Genomic DNA, 18,166 nt, shown 5'->3' on the forward strand with positions numbered 1-18,166 from the left:
TGCCTCATATGAGCCGTTAGGGAGCGTCCGGAGGGGGACGGTGTCATGGAGCGAGTCGCGACCGAGGTCGAGACGGAGCTGCTGGACCTTTCGGGGGCGACACTCGAAGACCTCGAGCGGCACGAAGGGATTTCCGCGGTGACGGAGCGGCTGCTCGACATCGTCCAGCGCCCGCCGACGATCGCCAACGCGTCGTCGTCGGACCCCTGCGTGAGTTAGGCGGCTATGACGTCCTCCGTCGCGCGGGGCCTCAACCATCGTTTATCGGCGGGGGGTTTCGCCGAGTTGGCGCGGGGTTCGGGCGGCCCCTCGGCCGTGGCCGAACTGAGATCGGGGCAGCGCAGCCGGGCCATGCTGCTGCTGCGCGCCCTGGTGGACATCGCCTCCGCGCACCCCGCCCTGCCCGGCCCTCTTCCCCCGCCCCGGGACGCCTGGCACCTGCTGATTCGGGCCGAGCACCGCTCCCCGGCCGCCGTGGAGACGCTGCTGCTGCACCCTCCCGTAGGCGTGTGGCTCAACCGCTGTTTGCGCAGGCTGCGCGGTCTGGAATCGGGGGACGAGCCGCTGTGGAGCGCGGTGGGTTATCTGTATGACGTAGCCGCCTCGGCCGCTCTTCTCGCCGGAATCGACTTTCGCGGGGCCGTTCCCGTGCACGAGCGCGGGGTGATATTGCCGGCCCTGGGATTCGCCCGCATTCCGGACACCACCGATGTCGCCGAGGTCGTCATGAACGACCGGAAGGCGGTGGTGTTATCCGGCCCGTATTCGGTGACGCTGCCCGCCGACTTCTCCGAGGACGCTCCCGGTTGGCACGGACTGCGGCGGTTGCGCGGAGAACACGAGGGGATTGTGTGTGCCCCCCTTGCCGACGACCTCGACCCCTATCGCGACTTTCTCCGGATCCGGGAGCCCGAGCGGCTCGGCGACGAAGAGTGGCAGGGCTGGCAGGAGAGATTCGGCAATGCGTGGCGGCTGATCTCGGAGCAGCGTCAGGTGGACCCGCGGGGAATCGGCGCCTGCCTGTCCTCCGTCGTGCCCGTGCCGTACGGTGCCTGGCCCGAACCGTTCAGCGCCTCATCGCCGGAGGCGTACGGCTGTGTGCTGCTCAATGGGGCCACGGACCCACTGACCCTCGCTGCCGCGCTGGTGCACGAGGCCCAGCACATCAAACTCAGCGCCCTGATGGACCTGGTGCCCCTGATCGAAGGGGGCCTGGAGGAGATCCACTACGCGCCCTGGCGGCCGGACCCGCGACCCCTGCGCGGGCTCCTCCAGGGGGTGTACGCGTTCCTGGGCGTGACCGGATTCTGGTGGGACCGGCTGCGGCGCGCCGAGCCCGGCCCGGCCCGGGACACCGCCGCGTTCGAGTTCGCCCTGCGCCGGGCACAGACCGCCTCGGGGCTGCGTACGCTCTTCGCACACGCCGAACTGACGCCCCGGGGCGAGGAGTTCCTCCGCCGGCTGGAGGAGCGACTGACCCTGTGGCTCGCCCAGCGGGTGCCCTCCGTACCGGCGCGCCTGGCGTCCGACCTGATCCACGACCACCGGCTCGTCCACCGCATGCGCCACCTGGCGGCGGACCCGGAGCCGACCGCCCGCTGGGCGCGGGCCTGGCGGGAGCGGACCGACCCTCCCGGGGAACTGCCCGGGACCTCGGTCCGGCCGACCCGCCCCGAGGCGCCGGCACGCCCCGCGCTGGCCCGGCTCCGGCTCGCGGATCCGGCGGCGTTCGCCCGGCTGCGCGAGGGCGGGGGAGCGGGGCTGCCGGGGGGCGGTGACGCCCCCGACCCGGCCGACCTCGACTGGGCCGCGGGGGACACCACGGCCGCGCAGCGCGGCTACCGGGCCCGGCTGGAAGCGGACCCGGACGACATCGAGGCATGGGCGGGGCTCGCACTCGGCCAGCCGGACGGCGCGGTCAGGACGACGCTGCTGAACCACCCCGAACTGGCCCTGGCCGTCCACCGGGAGCTGCGCACCGCACCGGGCACGGGTCCCGATCCGGTGGCGCTGGCGCGGTGGATCGGGACGCGTACGCGCGGGTGAACGGCGACGCGGGCGCCGGTTCAGATGGCGGCCGACGGCTCAGATGGAGATCGACTCCACATCGCAGTCCGCCCGGATGCCGCGGGCCGCCGCGACCGTCGCCGGGTGGTTGGCCGTCAGCACCCGGCGCAGTCGGCCGAGCGCGTCCTGGTGCAGCTCCTCCGCCCGCCTGCCCTCGCCCAGTGCGCGCAGATCCCCCGACAGGTTGACCGCACATGCGAGCGTGGTGGGGTGGTCCGCACCGAGCCGGGACCGGCAGGCCGCGAGGGTCGTGGTGTCCAGGTCGTGGGCCTCCTGGTAGTCCGCGAGGGTGTAGTGGTCGCTGGCCGTGTTGATGGCGCACGCCAGCGCCGTGGGATGGTCGGCCCCCAGCTGCTCGACGAGCACCGGCAGCGTCTCCTTGTCCAGCGCCAGCGCCTCATCCGTCTCGCCCAGCAGCCGCAGCGTCACGGCGAGGTCGACCGCCGCGCCCAGGGTCGCCGGATGCCGCTCCCCCAGCAGGACGCGCATCTCGTCGAGGCATTTCCGGCCCAGCTCACGGGCGCCCTCCAGATCGGCGGTCTGCCGCAGATCCATCGAGAGGGCCAGGGCCGTGTTGGTGATGTGGAGGTTGGGCTCGGCGTAGCGCAGCCGGTAGCGCTCCAGCACCTCCCGGCTGAGGTCCAGCGCGCCTTCGTGGTCGCCTGCCTTGCGGCGCGCCACGGCGAGGTTACGCAGGGCGTAGACCACGGTGGGTGTGTTCGGCGGGAACAACTGGCGGGCGCGGCTACAGGTCTGCTCCAGCATGTCGCGGGCGGCCAGATAGTCCCCGCCCTCGCGGACGTCGATGCTGAGGTTGGCCTCCACCAGGATGGTGAGCAGGGCGTCCTCGCCGAGCACCAGACCAGCGGTGCGCCGGGCGCTCTCGTCCAGCTGCCGGGCGCGCTCGTAGTCCCCCGCCGCGCGCAGCGCCACGGCGTAGTCGTTCGTCGCGGCGATGGAGTACGGGTCCTCGTCCCCGGCGAGCCGCAGGGTCCTGGTCCAGCGGTCCTTCTCCAGCTCCACATAGCGGGCGTATTCGCCCTGGTAGCGGGTGTCGACGGCGACCGCGCCCTGAGTCACCAGGGTGTTCTCGTGGTCGTCGCCCTCCTGTGCGCGCTGGAGCTCCAGCGTCCGGCGGTTGAGCTCCCGGGCCTCGTTGAAGTGGCCGAGCACGGTCAGGACATGGCCCAGGGACCGGGAGACGGCCAGCGTCTCCGCACTGTCCTCGCCGAGCGTCTCCACCCACTGCCGGCGCACCTGGGTGGCGAGCTCCAGCGCGCCGTCGTGGTCGCCCCAGACATGGAGGAAGCGAACCAGGTTCCGCACCATCTGCCGCACCCATTTGTCATCGCACTCCATCGCGCGCGACGCCCGGACATGGGAGAGGAGGTCGGCGTACCGCCCCCAGTTCGCGGGGGCGACGTCATTGGGGTCGCCGAAGGCCAGCAGCACATGGGCGCTGTGCCGCATGTCCGCCTGCTGCTGCGGGGACATCTGGCCGATCAGCACGGCCTGCACCAGCCGGTGCATCTCGATCGTGTTGCTGCGGTGATTGATCTTGATCAGGGCGTAGCGGTTGATCTCACGGATCGCGTGGCCGAGCTTGATCGGGTCCTGCAGCACCTCCGAGAGCTCGGGGGAGAGGGACACCCCGCGCACGCCCGAGAAGAGCCGGCGGGAGACCGGCTCGGGCGCGAAGAACGAGCACATCTGGAGGAGTTGGAGCGCACCGGGATGGGTTTCGGCCAGTCGCCGCAGCGACATGTTCCAGGCGGCGGCGACCGGTTCGGGGTAGTCCACCGGAACGCCCGCCGCCAGCAGTTCATTGCGGCGGGTGGAGACATCGGCCCGCTCGTCCTCGAAGACCTGGAGATACTCGTCCACCGGCATCCCGGTCTCGGTGAGCCACGCGGCCGCCTGCTCGATGGCCAGCGGAAGGTCCCCCAGCGCGTCGGCGACCCGGTCCGCCTGTTCGCGCGGCAGCTCCGGCCCCCGGCGGCGCAGCAGCTCGATGCTCTCCTCCCGCTCGAAGACGTCCACTTCGACGGTGCGGGCGGCGCGCGACCACTGGGCGTTCCTCGAGGTGACCAGGATCCGGCCCGGCCCGCCCGCGGGGAAGAACGGCCGAACCGTCTCCAGCTCCTCGGCGTTGTCGAAGACCAGCAGCCAGTTGCGGCACGGGCGTCCGGTGCGCAGCGCGTCGAGCACGCTGGGCACGGCCGTGTTGGCCTCCATGCCCGCGTGCAGCCCGAGCCGGTCGGCGAGCTGGACCAGCGCCTGGCGGATCTGCTCGGGGCGCTCCGCCGGGATCCACCACACCGCGTCGTAGTCGGCGGCGTGCTGATGGACGTACTCCAGTGCGATCTGCGACTTGCCCACCCCGCCAAGACCGTGCAGGGCCTCGGGCAGCACGGCGGCGGTGCCCTCGCTCTTGAGCCGCTCGTGGAGGGTGTCGAGCAACGTATGCCGCCCGGTGAAGTTGTTGTTCCGGGGCGGTACATTTCCCCAAATGGACGGGGGTTCCCCGGGCTGGCGCTCCTCCACGGCGGGCAGGGACCGGGCAGCGGTCACGGACACGAATGTTCCTCTCAGATGCTCCCCTGCCGGGCCCGGCGAGCCGTGCGCCGGCGGGGATGGTGAATCGTCGGCCTGGGACAGCGGGTCCGGTCGGGGAGTCGTGGAGTCAGTCATGGCCGCAACCGCCTCGGAGACCACATATTTTCCCCTGTGTGATGCGTCTTCAACTGGATCGGGCGGGCTTTCCCCCGAGCGGGCGAGCGCCTGATGGGCCAGGACAAGGGCGCGAAAGGAGCGCGCACCTTCCAGATAGGGCCCGGAAAGAGCCTGGTAGACCTGCTCCTGGAGGCGGATGTAGGGCAGCAGGCGCTCGGTTCTGGGAAGGTCCCCCACCGAACCCGAGGGGTGGTTGAGCAGATCGCGCAGCATCAGCAGCGGTTTCCAGCGCCGGCCCAGCCGGTCCAGGACGCTGCCGAGGATGTACAGCGACTCGTCCCGCATCCCGGCGGACAGCAGCAGTTCGCGCACCCCGTCGTGGAACTCGTAGCCGATGCCCGTCTCGTCCAGCGGGTCGGCGGTCCCCACCTTGCGCAGCAGCCCGCCCAGCAGCACCTCGGCCAGATCGCCGGGGCTGCCCTCCGGCTGGTGGATCCCCTGCACGAACTCCATCACCGGAATGTTCAACGGGGCCGCGGCCAGCCGGGACGCCAGCCGGAAGGCGCTCGGCGAGGCGGTGGCGCGAAACCGGAAGACGCGGTCCCAGGCGCTCGGCTCCGGTTCGGGGTCCCAGCGCTCGGCGGGCGCCCCGGGCAGCAGCGCCATCGTGTCCTCGCCGCGCGCCGACGGGCGGGCCACCAGCCGCGCCCAGTTGGCCATCCACCGCGCCTCCAGCTCCAGCACCGGCACCGGTGGCGCGCCGCCCGGCCAGGAGCCGCCGTCCGCCCGCCGCCAGGTGCCATTGGGCGCGCCCGGTTCGGGGACCCGCACCCGCACCCGCTCCGGCGCCACCCCGGTGTGGTGCCAGCGGCCCTGGTGCAAGACGTGGAGCACCGCGACCGACGCGTGCCGCGCCCAGCCGGCCAGCGCACGCTGGGCGCTCTCATCGCCCCAGGCCGCGCCGATGCCGTCGGTCAGCACCAGCACCGTCCGCTTGCCGCGCGGCTCCATCCCCGCCACCGGCGACCGGTCGTCCTCGGGTAACGGATGGTCGGTGTTCACCCGGTGCACCCGCACATCCCGGAACGCGCCGGTGCGTTGCAGCACGGTGACCAGATGCGCGGCCGTCCGCCGCCACACCACCATCGAACTGCCGCAGTCCACCACCAGGACGGCGTCCATCCAGCGCTCGCGCACCGGCACCAGATCGGGCACCCACAGCCCCTCGCGCGCCGCGCGCTCGGCCGTGGCCTCCTCGTCCACCTCCATCTCGACCGGCGAGGGCGAGGTGCGCTTGAGCGGCCGCAGCGCCCGGGACAGGGCGCGCTCGGGCAGCGGCGGCCCGTCGGCGGACGGCCGGCGCGCGGACACGAAGACCTCCGCGAGGGTCGCCGGCTCCGCCTCGCCGGGCGGTGCGGAGACGCCGGTCAGCTCCGCGGGGAGCGGCGGTTCCGCGACCGCGGGCGCCGCCTCGGGTCCGGTCGTGGGGCGCTCCCCGGACCGGTCCTGCCGCGGCTCGTCCGACGGCTCGTCACCGGGCGGCGGAGCTTCCGCCTCCGGTGCCCCGGGGAGGGGGCCGGGGTCCGGCCGTCCGGGGCCACGGTCCGTCTCGGCCTTGCAGACCGCCAGCCAGACCGCGTCGGCGAGCTGCCGCCAGTCGAGGTCCCGTGGGCCCGGACCGGCGGGCCTGCCGCCTGGGTGGTCTGTCATGGCGAGCCCGCTGCGCTGTCCAGCCGATGCCAGACGGCCTGCAGTAGCTCCTCCCACTCGGGCCCCGGAACATGTGACTGGGCCGTCACCAGATACACCGCGTTGAGCAACTGGTCGGCGGCGAGACCGCCTTCCCGCTCGCTGCGCTCGAGGAACATCTGGATCAGCTCCCGCGCACGCGGATCGTCGGCCCGTCCCAGATGCGCGGCCACGATCGCGGCGAGCCGGTCCGCGTCCGGGTCGGGCAGCCGGAGCTGGAGACAGCGCCGCAGGAACGCGGGCGGGAACTCCCGTTCGCCGTTGCTGGTGATGACGACGACGGGGAAGGCGCGGCAGCGCACCCGCCCCGAGGCGACGACGGTACTGCGATCCGGGTCGTCGGTGAGGACCGATACGGCCGGGCGTCGTCTGCGGATGCGCACCAGCTCGGGGATGGAGTACTCACCGGCCTCGAAGATGTCGAGGAGGTCATTGGGCAGATCGATATCGCTCTTGTCGAATTCGTCGATGAGCAGGACGCGCGGCAGGCGGTGCGGGAGCATCGCCGTGCCCAGCGGCCCGAGTTGGAGGAAGTCACCGATGTCCTCCGGTCCGGGTTCGTGCGTGTCCCCCTCCGACGCCTGGCCGGCCGCGGCGGCGTGCACACGGCCGACGGCATCGTAGCCGTAAAGCCCGGACCGCAGGGTCGAACGCGTGGTGATCGGCCAGCGCAGCACCCGGCCCAGGCCCAACTCCCGGCTGATGCGGTACGCCAGCGTGGACTTGCCGGTGCCCGGGCGGCCGGTCACCAGTAGGGGACGCCTCAGTATCAGCGCCGCGTTGACGAGGTCGGCCTCCTCCGGGTCGGAGCGCACGCTCAGGGGAGTCGTGCCCAGCCGCCGGGCGGTGTCCTGCTCGTCCTCCGGCGGCGCCGGGGGCTCGGTCGGGGCGTCGTCCGCGTCCGATGACGCGCCGGACCGGCCGTTGCTCTCGACCGGGCAGGCCGAGACCCCGCCGAAGGAGCGCCACGGGGGCGGCGGCGGAAGGATCTCCTCCAGGCTCACATCGTGCAGCGGGCGCCCGGTGCCCTGGTAGATCCACCAGGGGCGCGGTATCCCGGACGGCAGGGCGGCCGAGGCGGAACCGGAATCCTGGTGGACCCGCCCATTGTGGCGCCGCGCAGGCTCTTCGTCGCTCATCGACCACCCACCCCCTCGTCCGGCCCCGTCATGCGCCCAGCCGGCTCCACGGGACGGGTCGGGTCGTCCCAAACGAGCACCACATGTTGCCCCAGGTGATGCTCCCGCTCCGCGGAGTCGATCGTATGGGCGTCCAGACGTAACTCTGTCACGGCTTCGCGGAGCCGTGCCAGGTTCCCGCTGGCGTCGGCCTGTTTTTGTCCCAGCTGCTGGACGAAGCCGGCGGCCCGGGTCGCCCGGCCGTCCCAGGCGACGACCGGAATCCCGGCCCGCCAGGCGGTCAGCGCCTCCGAGGTGCCCTCGGGCGTGATGCCCGGGGGCGAGGTCAGGACCAGGGCCACCACCTGCGGATCGGCCTTGAGCCGGGCCAGCAGCGCGGTCGGGTCGCCGGAGCGCGGGCTGTCCGGGTCCGCGCCGTCCACGACGAGCTGTTTGGCGCGCTCGGGCTGCTGGTCGAAGAGGTTCCAGCGGTGCTTCCACTCCCGGTGCCAGCGCCTGGTCCAGCTGCGCTCCAGGCTCCGTACGACCACCGGATGCTCCATGTACAGCGGAATGGGCAGCTCGCTGTCGAGCTCCAGACGCCAGCGGTGGACCGGCAGATTCAGGTCATCCGGGCCGAGCATGAACTCGATGTGGATCGCCCGGGCGTCGTCCCACTCCTCGGCCGCCTGGTAGACCAGCGTCTGGACCGCCCGCTCCGCGGTCTCCGCGGTCACCCGGGTGACCGGGCCGCGGACCGGATGCCAGCCGGTGGGGTCGTACTGGTGCCAGGACGAGAGCTCGTAGCACCCGGCCTCCTCCTGCGGCAGCAGCCGGATCACCAGATAGGCGTCCACCGGACCGGTCGGTGCGGCATGCCCCACCTGCTGCCGCAGCGACCGCAGCTGGGGCGTCAGGCCCAGCTCCCGGGCCTGCTCATCGGCCCATTCGCGCAGCGTGTCGGCCCGCTGCAGCGGGCGCGCCGCCGCCGCGAGGTACTCCACGAGGGCGAGCCCCGGCGGCAGCCCGCCCGGCTGTGCGTTCATCCGGCTGAGCACCTCGAAGGCGTGCCAGGGGCCGGTGACCGCGGGGACGTCCTGCAGCGGGCCCGCCGCCGCACGGCACAACTGGCCCAGCTGCTCGATCTCCAGCTCCTCCAGCAGCGACCGCAGCTTGGCGATGGCGGTCTCGGGCAGCGCCGGACGGGCCGTCATCTGCTCCATGACCGAGTCGAGCCGCTTGATCGCGTCCTCGTCGGCCGCCGCCATCACCGCGAGGGACGCGCGTAGCGCGTGCATGATCCGCACGTTTTCCAGGCATTCGCGGGCCAGCTCCACCAGGAAGTAGTCGGTCACCCGGTGGGCGCGTACGGGGACGCTGGTCATCTCCAGCTCCATGGCGACCAGATCAAGGCACAGCGTGCGCAAATCCGGATCCGTCAGACAGCGGAACTCCTTCAACGCAGTGACGAGGCTGCCCACCGATTTCAGGCCACCTTCCCCCATGGCCGCCATGCCGTGCCCTCCCCCGAGGCCGCATCATCGGTCCCCGCCGCCGATGATCCCGCCGGAGACCATGTCACACGCGAGTGCCACCCGCCCGGACTCCGGGACAACTTGTATGCCCCGGGAGCCTCTCCTGACACCCCCGGCGAGTATGTCCGCGGCACCGTCCCCCGCGCCCGGGGCGGGCCCCGCCGGGGCCGGGACACCTCCCCGCGGCAGCCCGGGGAGCCCGCGCCCGCGGCGGCCGCGAGGCGGAGGGCCGTCCTCCTCACGGGCCCACCTGGACGGTTCCGGTGAGCCGGCGCGGGGGACGCCGCCCCGGGACGGCTCGGGGAGGGTGGCCCGGGGCTCGGGCACGCCCGAGCGGGTGGGTGAGGAGGGTCACTCCAATCCGAGTTCCCCGACGCGCCGGGTGAGTTCGGCCGCCGCCGGATCGTCCGGCGCGAGCACCGCGACCACCTCCACCAGTTCGCCCATCGCCCGCCGCGCCTCGCAGACACGCAGCAGGGACAGGGCCTCCGCACGGCTCGCCGACTGCCGGCCCACCGCGGTGCCGACGGTGGGCAGTTCGTCGAGCAGCTGCTGCCAGCGCGCGGGGGAGGTCATCCCGGGCACGGCCAGCAGGGTGTCCGCGAGTACGCCGAGGTCACGAATGGTCAGCCCGCGGCGCCGGGGGCCCTCGGGCGGCGTACCGGCGGCGAGGGACCGCGTAGTGGCGGCGAGTGGCCGGGTCGTCGCCGGGGCGTCCGCCGCCACCGGGGCCTCCGCCCTCACCGGGGCCTCCGCCGCCACCGGGATCCGGCCGATCAGCTCGAAGGCGAAGGCCGCCGCGTTCCGGGAGGCCACCGGCTGCCAGCGCTCGTCGTGCGCCTCGCCCTTGTCCCCGAGCAGATCCGAGATACCGCGGACCACCAGCGCGTCCAGCTGCTGATTGGCATACGCGCCGGCGAGGAAGCCGAAGCCCTCCATGTCCACCGCGAGCGCGTCGCCCGCGCCGGCCGCGAGCCTGAGCCCGACGTCCGAGCGGTGGTGCGCCACCACCCGGCCGCCCGCCGCGATGGGCTTCACATGGGCACGGGGGCGCGGCGCTCCGTCCCCCGGGCGGATCCGCCGCTGCCACGCGTCGGCCGCCGCCACCAGCCGGGCCAGCTGCACCAGCCCGTACGCGGACTGATAGGTCTTCTGCCGGGGCAGGAACCCGGTCTCGGTGTCCTTGCCGGTCTCGTAGTCGTAGACCGCGTCGGCGGCCACCACATCGCCCAGCGCGACATCCTTGACGCCGCCCGCCACCCCCACGAACAGCACCGCCCGGGGCGCGAAGAGCGCCGCCGCCCGCTCGACCGAGACCCCGGCACCCGGATTCCCCGGCCCCGTCATATGGATGGCGACCGTCCGCTCGGCGGACTCCTCGCGGAACACCCCCAGCTCGAACAGCGCGCCCCGCTCCGCCTGAACCGGACGCGGATCCTCCAGATGGGCGCGGACCGCCCGGTACTCGACCTCCAGCGCGGTCAGGACCACCACATCGGCCCGTACCGCACCCCCGTTGCCCTCAGCGCCCACGGTTCCCCCCTAGCACTGCCTCTGCCGACACCTTACGGACCCGACGCACCCCACGGGCCCTCACGCATCACGGCCGGTGCAGATCCGCGTACAGCACGATCTGCACCGCCACCACGGTGACCAGCGCCACCTCCGTCACCGACACCGCCAGCAGCACCGCCCGCACCGGCTCCGAGCTCCAGTACACGATGAGCGCGGCGATCGGCGCCACCGTGAACAGCAGCAGATCGGCCGCGAGCTGAAGCCGCTTGCGGGAGATCCGGCGGCCGTCGTCGCGGTGGGCCCGCTCCCAGCCGAACACCGGCGGCCGGCCCGGGGCGAGCGCCGTCAGCCGGGGCCCCAGATCCTCCCGGACATACCGTCCGATGGCCGATATCTTCTCGTCGTTGACCAGATACGCCCAGCCCAGCAGCGCCGACGCCGGAGGCAGCAGCAACAGCAGCTCCGGGCGCCCATGGCTCTGCAGGGAGAAGGTGATGATGGCCGCCATCGCGGCCAGCGTCGCGTAGAGCAGATTGTCGCGGAACCCGATCCGCGCCCGCTGCTCCTCCTTCACCTGCTCGTACTCCAGGATCAGCAGCCTGCCCGTGACCGCCTCGCTCTCGGCGCTGTTGTCTCGCGTCACCGTGCCCCCTCCGCGGCCCATGACCGGCTCCGGTGTGACCGGCCCCCCTGGTGACTGATTCCGCCGTTACGCCTGGTCCATTCCGTACGCCCGCAACTTCCGGTACAACGTGGCCCGGCCGATGCCCAGGGACTCGGCGGCCCGCGCCTTGTTGTCCCCGTGCCGGCGCAGCGCCTCCAGGATCGCGGTGCGCTCCGCCCGTTCGATACCGCTCAGCCGACGGGTGGCCGGTGGCACCCGCAGTCCGTACGGCAGCTCCTCGCGCCGCACCGGCCCGGTGGCGCGGCGGCGCTCGGCCACCTCCCGTACGACATGGGCGAGTTCGGCCACATTGCCCGGCCAGGCGTGCTGCTCCAGCGCCCGGCGGGCGTCCAGGCTCCAGGTCAGCGGGGGACGCCCGGGGGAGGGGCGCCGGGTAAGCCCCTCCAGCAGCGGCGGGATGTCCTCGACGCGTTCGCGCAGCGGCGGCAGCGTCACCGACCGGGCCGCGAGGATGTCCAGCAGCCGGCTCAGACACGGGCCGGTCGGCGCGCCCGGGGTGTGGGTCGCCACCAGCGGCACCGCGGGCCGCTCCGCCAGCAGCGAGAGCAGCGCGGCCACATCGGACTGGCCCAGCCGCTCGGCGTGGCGCAGGAGCAGCGGCGGCGCGCCGCCGTCCCCCTCCGGACCCGGGGGCTCCGCGAGCGCGTGACACCAGCGCGGGACCTCGCCGGGCACCTGCTCGGCGGCGTCGACGACCCGCGGCGCGGCCGGGCCCCGCAGCCCGAGCAGGGCGCGGGCCAGCGCGGTCTTGCCCACGCCCGGCTCGCCGATGAGCAGCAGCGGCTCCACGGCCCGCGCCAGCTCCGTCGCCCGGGAGACGGCCAGCCGCCAGGGCCGGGACGTGCCCACCAGCCCCGGGAGCCGGCCATGGCCCCGCCGCTCCGCCGACCCCGCCCGCCGGGCCGCCGGGCACACCGTGGCCACGGCCCCGATGACCTCGCCCTCGTGCACCAGGCGCGTCATCCTTACGGTGAGCCCGGCGCCGTCCGGCACGGGGATCTCGCCCCCGGCGCCGTCCGGCACGGGGATCTCGCCCCCGGCGCCGTCCGGCACGGGGATCTCGCCCCCGGCGCCGTCCGGCATGGGGATCTCGTCGTCCGGTACGGCGACTTCCTCGGGTGCGCGCTCCTCCGGCCCCGTGGCCGGCCCCGTATCCGCGTCCCTGAGCAGGGCCGTGGCATGCCGCTCCAGCCGCGCCAGCGTCTCGGGCGACAGCAGCCGCGCGGCCTCCGGGCTGACGAGGCGGCTGCTGCCGTCGAGCGCCACCACCGCCGCCCCCTCGGCCCGCTGCCGCAGATACGTGTCGAGCAGCACCCGCTCCGGCGGGCGCGCCCGGCCCAGCAGCTCCGTCTCGACCGCGTGCGCCGTGGCCTCGGCGAGCGCCGCGCCCGGGTGGGCGGCGCGGCCCTCGACCAGCGGGGCCACCACGGTGACGGCGCCGGCCGGGCGGCCCGCCGTCGGCTCGTACAGCGGAACGCTGACCGCCGACACCTCCTGCCACAGATCGAGGAAGTGCTCGGGGCCGTGGACCTCGGCCCGGCGCCCCGTGCGCAGCGCGAGCGCCGCGCTGTTGTGCCCGACCGCCTTCTCCGACAGATCGAGACCGGCCATGCCGTCGGGCGTACCGGCGCAGCGCCCGCCGCCCGACCACAGCGCCCGGCAGCGGGAGTCCACCAGCACCAGCCCCATCGCACCGCTCAGCGTGGGCGCCACGCGGTCCAGCACGGGGCGCGCCGCGGCCAGCAGTGGGGAGTCCACCGGCGGCCGGACCCTGGGCGGGGCCGCCAGATCGCGCGGTACGCCGAGGAACCGCGCCCGCCGCCAGGCTTGGGCGAGCTCCTCGGGGATCCCGTCGCCCGGTGGCCGTCCGCTGAAGAACCGGTCGCGCGCCCGGCGCAGCGATGAGAGGGCCGGGCCGGCCAGGGGGTCGTCGGTGGTCGTCACAACCCCTCCACCGTATACGGCGCCACTGTTTCGAAATGAGACACCTCGGGGTCCGGGTTCTGGAACAAGATCATCGAGGTCGATCGGCGATCATCGATCGGGCCGGGGAGACCGGCCGGCACGGGGGAGAGGACGGGGAGCGGACCGAGAGGAGCCCTACAGCAGTGGAGACCGTCGAGACCGACGTACTGGTCGTGGGCAGCGGCCCCGCCGGAGCCGCGACGGCGCTCGCCCTGAGCACCTACGGCGTGCCCAACGTCATGGTCACCCGGTACGGAAGCCTGGCGGACACGCCCCGCGCGCACATCACCAACCAGCGCACCATGGAGGTGCTGCGCGACCTCGGCGTCGAGGACCAGGTCACCGCCCTGGCCACGCCGCAGCCGCTGATGGGGAACACCGTCTTCTGCACCAGCCTCGCGGGCGAGGAGCTGGGACGGCTGCGCTCCTGGGGCAATGACCCGCTCGTCCAGGCCGAGCACGAACTGGCCGGCCCCAGCCGGATGTGCGACATGCCGCAGCACCTGATGGAGCCGGTGCTGGTGAACGCCGCGGTCTCCCGGGGCACCGCGCTGCGCTTCCACACCGAGTACCTCTCCCACGAGCAGTCGGACGACGCCGTCACCGCGCTGGTGGAGGACCGGCTGCGCGGGGACACCTACCGCGTCCGGGCCCGCTATCTGGTCGGCGCCGACGGCGGGCGCAGCCGGGTGGTGGAGAACGCCGGGCTGCCCACGGTCGGCCGGATGGGCGTCGCGGGCAGCCTCAACATCGTCTTCGAGGCGGACCTCACCCATCTGACCGCCCATCGCCCCGCCACGCTCTACTGGGTGCTCGCCCCCGGCGCGACCGTCGGTGGCATCGGCGCGGGCCTGGTGCGCTGTGTGCGCCCCTGGACCGAGTGGATGGTGGTGTGGGGCTACGACCTCGACGCGGGCCCGCCGGACCTCACCGAGGAGTCCGCGCGGTCCGTGGTGCACCGGCTGCTCGGCGACGACACGATCCCGGTGCGCATCACCTCCACCTCGGCGTGGACCGTCAACCACCTGTACGCCGAGACCTACGCCGACCGGCGGGTGCTGTGCGCGGGCGACGCCGTCCACCGCCATCCGCCGTCCAACGGGCTGGGCTCCAACACCTCCATCCAGGACGCCTACAACCTCGCCTGGAAGCTCAAGCTGGTCCTCGACGGCACCGCCGCCCCCGCCCTGCTGGACACCTACTCCGCCGAACGGGCCCCGGTGGGGCGCCAGACCGTGGAGCGCGCCAACCGGAGCATCGGTGAGACCGCGCCGGTTTTCGAGGCGCTGGATCTGCTCTCCACCTCGGATCCCGAGCAGATGTGGCGCAATGTCGATGCCCGTAAGGACGCCACGCCCGAGGGCGCCAAGCAGCGGCGGCGGCTGCGCGAGGCCATCGCGGCCAAGGTGTACGAGTTCAACGCGCACGGCGTGGAGATGAACCAGCGGTACGTCTCGGCCGCCGTCGTCCCCGACGGCACCCCCGACCCCGGTTTCGACCGCGACCCGGAGCTGCATCACCAGCCCTCCACCCGTCCCGGCGCCAAACTGCCGCACGCATGGGTCGTCCGGGGCCGTGCGCGGCTGTCGACCCTCGACCTCGGCGGTCACGGCCGGTTCACCCTCTTCACCGGCATCGGCGGGGGCTGCTGGGCGGAGGCGGCCGCGGCGGTCCGTCGGGAACTGGGCGTCGAACTCGCCACCGTTTCCATCGGCCCCGGCCAGGAGTACGAGGACCCCTACGGCGACTGGGCCCGGCTCCGCGAAATCGGCGACTGCGGAGCGTTGCTGACCCGCCCCGACAATCACATCGGCTTCCGGCACCCCGAAGCGTCCCCGCAGGCACGGGAGTTGCTGCTGGGCGCGCTACGGAAGATCCTCGGCCACGGCTGACACCCACCCCCCAGTCGTCCGGAGCCCACCCTGGGGCTTCATCATGGACGCGCCCCCATCCCCAGAGAAACCGTTAGTGAGATGACTGCAATGCCCCTCGCACTGCTCCGGCGCATGCGCACCAAGCGTCCGGACCGCGGATCAGGACTCAAGATCCCCCTGCCCGTGGGTGCCGGAGCCTTCAGCTGCGAGGTCCTGGACCCCGTGGGCCAGGCCCTGGGCGGCGTGGAGGTCACCGTCACCGAGACGCGTGGCGCCGCCCGTACGGTGGCCAAGGCCACCACCGATCCGCATGGACTGTTCCTCGCCACCCTCGAGCCTGGGCAGTACACGGTGCTGCTCACCGGAAGCGGTCTGCAGCCCAACCGCCTCACCGTCGACATCGTCCCCGGCCAGAGCGAACCTCCGCGCCGGGTGCAGATGGAGCCCTCCCAGCAGCTCGAACTCCCCCCGCCGGGCACCTGGCTCTTCGACCCGCCGCACACCGCGATCCGCTTCATCGCCCGCCATGTCGGCATGGCCAATGTGCACGGCCGCTTCACCCGCTTCCGGGGCGGCATCTACATCGCCGAGCGGATGGAGGACTCCCGGGTCGAGGTCGTCATCGACGCCTCCAGCATCAACACCGGCAACAACACCCGCGACGCCCATCTGCGCTCGGCCGACTTCCTCGACGTGGACCACTTCCCGGAGATCCACTTCGCCAGCAACCGCTTCACCTGGCGCAGCGGCCCCAAGTGGACCATCCAGGGCCCCCTCACGATGCACGGCGTCAGCCGCTCGGTGACCCTGGACACCACCTACCTCGGCGCCGTCAACGGCGGCTACGAACAGGAACTGCGCTGCGCCGCCCTCGCCACGGCCGAACTCCACCGCGAGGACTACACCCTGAACTGGCGCAACATGCTCGCCCGCGGTATCGCCGTGGTCGGCCCCACGGTCAAGCTGGAACTCGACATCCAGGCGATGTACCGCAACCACGACACGCCGACGCCGCCGGAGTAGGCGGCTGACCCGCCAGTTCACCGCCTCCCGCGGGGCAGCCGTCACGAGGTCGGCTGCCCCGCGGGAGGCGAGCCGGCGGCGTTCCGCGTCGGCCGTGGCCGAGCCCTTCGTGGATCCGACCGGCATGCGAATGTCAAGGATTTTCCCACTAAGGGATGATTATCTAGTTCGTCCGGGCGTATTGGCATCCGTTTGCGGGGAGCATGGGCCGTTGCCGGGATCGAGCCGCACCGCGGCTCTCCCCGCATTTCGCTCCAGGAACTCGCAAGAAAGGATGTATCGCTATGCGTAGAGTGCTGCATGCCGTTCTGCGATTAGTCGTCGCAGTGTGCATTGCATTCCTTTTACCGCTACAGGTCTCCGGCAAATCCCAGGCCGTCCCGGCGACGTTCACCAATGGAACGCAGTTCATCAACACCGCGGGAGACGCGGTACATGGGCATGGCGGCAGCATGATCAAGGTGGGCGGCTACTATTACTGGTTCGGCGAAAACACCTACCCCGACGGCCCCTTCGCGTCGATCCCGGTCTACCGCTCCACCGACCTGCGTACCTGGGAGTTCCGCAATAGCGCGCTGAGCCGGACCTCGGCCCCCGAGCTGCAGAACGCCGGGGTCTGGCGGCCCAGGGTCGTCTACAACGCCCGCACGCGGCAATACGTTCTCTTCGTCCGCAAGGAGAACTACCCATCACCCATGACCGAGAACAAGGTCGCGATCGCCACCTCGCCCACGGTGGACGGCGACTACACCTACCGGGGCAGCATCCGGCCCATGGGATACCGGTCCTTCGACCTGAGTGTCTTCCGCGACACCGACGGTCAGGCGTACCTGATGTCGACGACCAATGACCAGAAGGACCTGACCATCTTCCGCCTGACCCCCGACTACCTGAGTATCGCCGCCCGGGTGACCACTCTGCACAACGTCAGGCGGGAGGCGCAGTCGATCTTCAAGCGCAACGGGGTCTACTTCCTCGTGACCTCGGGTACCACCGGCTGGAATCCGAACCAGCAGAAGTACGCGACCGCGACCAGCATGGCGGGCCCCTGGAGCGAAATGGCCAACCTCGGCGACAGCACCGCCTACAACTCGCAGGTCACCCACATTCTCCCGGTGCAGGGCAGCCGCACGACCTCGTATCTCTACCTCGGCGACCGATGGGCGCAGCCCCGGGGCGGCAAGCACAACGACTCCACGTACGTCTGGCTGCCGCTGCGGTTCCCGTCCAACACGTCCCTGACGATGGCCTGGCACCCGAAAGTCACCATCAACGCCGACACCGGCGTTGTGTGGGGCACCAGTTGATACCGCCCTTCTGAGGAGTGGCTGGGGAGCATGCGACGCTGACTCAGTGGGTGTGATCATTGCACCCTGAACTGGCGCAGCATGCTCGCCCGCGGCATCGTCGTGTCAGATCAGCGGTAGAAGACGGCCACTCCGCCGTGATGCGAGCACGCGCCCTGGTGGTGGGCGGCGTAGGAGTAGGTGCCGTCGTTGCAGAGTGCCGTGGCCCCGCTGCTCGATCCGCCGGTGCTGCTGGACGACGAGCCTCCGGAAGACCCGCCGGACGACGATCCGCCGCCTCCGGAAGAGGACGAGCCACCGGATGACGTGCCCCCACCGCTGGTGGAGGAGGACGAGTCGTCCGCACCGCTCCGCTTCGGCTTCCGCGTGGGCTTCGGCTTGGCGGTGACGGTCTTGGTGACCGTCACGGTGGGTGCCGGTTCGGGCGTGTCCTTCACCCGGGCGGGCTTGGCCGTGACGGTGACCGTCACCTTGGGCGTGGGCTTGTCGCCGTCGGACGACTTCGTGTCGTCACCCTGGGCCGACCCTATGCCGACTCCGGCGAAGAGCAGGATGGCCGCGACCGGGACGGCGACGCGCTTGCGTGCCCATCCGGGGCGTCTCGGTGCCGGTGATGGCTGGTTATTCCAGGACATGGTCCCCCCTTGAGTGATAC

Annotated in this window: 12 protein-coding genes; 5 read left to right on the forward strand and 7 right to left on the reverse strand. The window is 72.4% G+C overall.

Going from position 1 to position 18,166, the window contains the following annotated elements:
• The first annotated feature begins 45 nt into the window (after window positions 1-45).
• Both NP777_RS09365 and NP777_RS47710 read left to right on the forward strand, forming a co-directional pair.
• Window positions 46-219: a hypothetical protein gene (locus NP777_RS09365; RefSeq protein WP_256649625.1), complete on the forward strand. Its 174-nt coding sequence runs from the start codon at window positions 46-48 to the stop codon at window positions 217-219.
• 96 nt (window positions 220-315) lie between these two features.
• A complete protein-coding gene (locus tag NP777_RS47710; protein ID WP_308405066.1) occupies window positions 316-2,046 on the forward strand; it encodes an HEXXH motif domain-containing protein in 1,731 nt (576 codons plus the stop codon).
• Window positions 2,047-2,085: 39 nt separating this feature from the next.
• Here NP777_RS47710 and fxsT read toward each other — a convergent pair whose 3' ends face one another.
• The 6 genes from fxsT to NP777_RS09405 form a co-directional block, all read right to left on the reverse strand.
• Window positions 2,086-6,450, reverse strand: a complete 4,365-nt coding sequence (fxsT, locus tag NP777_RS47715; RefSeq protein WP_305889558.1) for an FxSxx-COOH system tetratricopeptide repeat protein — start codon at window positions 6,448-6,450, stop codon at window positions 2,086-2,088.
• Entirely contained in the window at window positions 6,447-7,628 is a 1,182-nt protein-coding gene (locus NP777_RS09385; protein WP_256649626.1) for an AAA family ATPase, read from the reverse strand. The genes fxsT and NP777_RS09385 overlap by 4 nt, the downstream gene beginning before the upstream one ends.
• Entirely contained in the window at window positions 7,625-9,088 is a 1,464-nt protein-coding gene (locus tag NP777_RS09390; protein ID WP_256649627.1) for a VMAP-C domain-containing protein, read from the reverse strand. Before NP777_RS09390 ends, NP777_RS09385 begins: the two co-directional genes overlap by 4 nt.
• 405 nt (window positions 9,089-9,493) lie before the next feature.
• Window positions 9,494-10,675 (reverse strand): phosphorylase family protein, encoded by a 1,182-nt coding sequence (locus NP777_RS09395; protein ID WP_256649628.1) that lies wholly within the window; start codon window positions 10,673-10,675, stop codon window positions 9,494-9,496.
• A 67-nt stretch (window positions 10,676-10,742) separates the two neighbouring features.
• Complete coding sequence (locus NP777_RS09400; protein ID WP_256649629.1) at window positions 10,743-11,300, reverse strand: hypothetical protein; 558 nt, start codon at window positions 11,298-11,300, stop codon at window positions 10,743-10,745.
• Window positions 11,301-11,366: 66 nt separating this feature from the next.
• A complete protein-coding gene (locus tag NP777_RS09405) occupies window positions 11,367-13,286 on the reverse strand; it encodes a sigma-54-dependent Fis family transcriptional regulator (protein ID WP_256649630.1) in 1,920 nt (639 codons plus the stop codon).
• A gap of 164 nt (window positions 13,287-13,450) precedes the next feature.
• Here NP777_RS09405 and NP777_RS09410 point away from each other — a divergent pair, with 164 nt between their 5' ends.
• The 3 genes from NP777_RS09410 (at window position 13,451) to NP777_RS09420 (ending at window position 17,511) form a co-directional block, all read left to right on the forward strand.
• Window positions 13,451-15,199, forward strand: coding sequence for an FAD-dependent oxidoreductase (locus tag NP777_RS09410; protein ID WP_256649631.1), 1,749 nt, complete (start codon window positions 13,451-13,453; stop codon window positions 15,197-15,199).
• Between the two features lie 90 nt (window positions 15,200-15,289).
• A complete protein-coding gene (locus tag NP777_RS09415) occupies window positions 15,290-16,204 on the forward strand; it encodes a YceI family protein (protein WP_256649854.1) in 915 nt (304 codons plus the stop codon).
• 452 nt (window positions 16,205-16,656) lie between these two features.
• Complete coding sequence (locus NP777_RS09420) at window positions 16,657-17,511, forward strand: family 43 glycosylhydrolase (RefSeq protein WP_256649632.1); 855 nt, start codon at window positions 16,657-16,659, stop codon at window positions 17,509-17,511.
• Window positions 17,512-17,621: 110 nt separating this feature from the next.
• On the opposite strand, the gene NP777_RS09425 is transcribed toward NP777_RS09420, so the two are convergent.
• Entirely contained in the window at window positions 17,622-18,146 is a 525-nt protein-coding gene (locus NP777_RS09425; protein WP_256649633.1) for a DUF3761 domain-containing protein, read from the reverse strand.
• Window positions 18,147-18,166: the final 20 nt, after the last annotated feature.

It is taken from the genome of Streptomyces rugosispiralis (assembly GCF_024505145.1).
Lineage (GTDB): Bacteria > Actinomycetota > Actinomycetes > Streptomycetales > Streptomycetaceae > Streptomyces > Streptomyces rugosispiralis.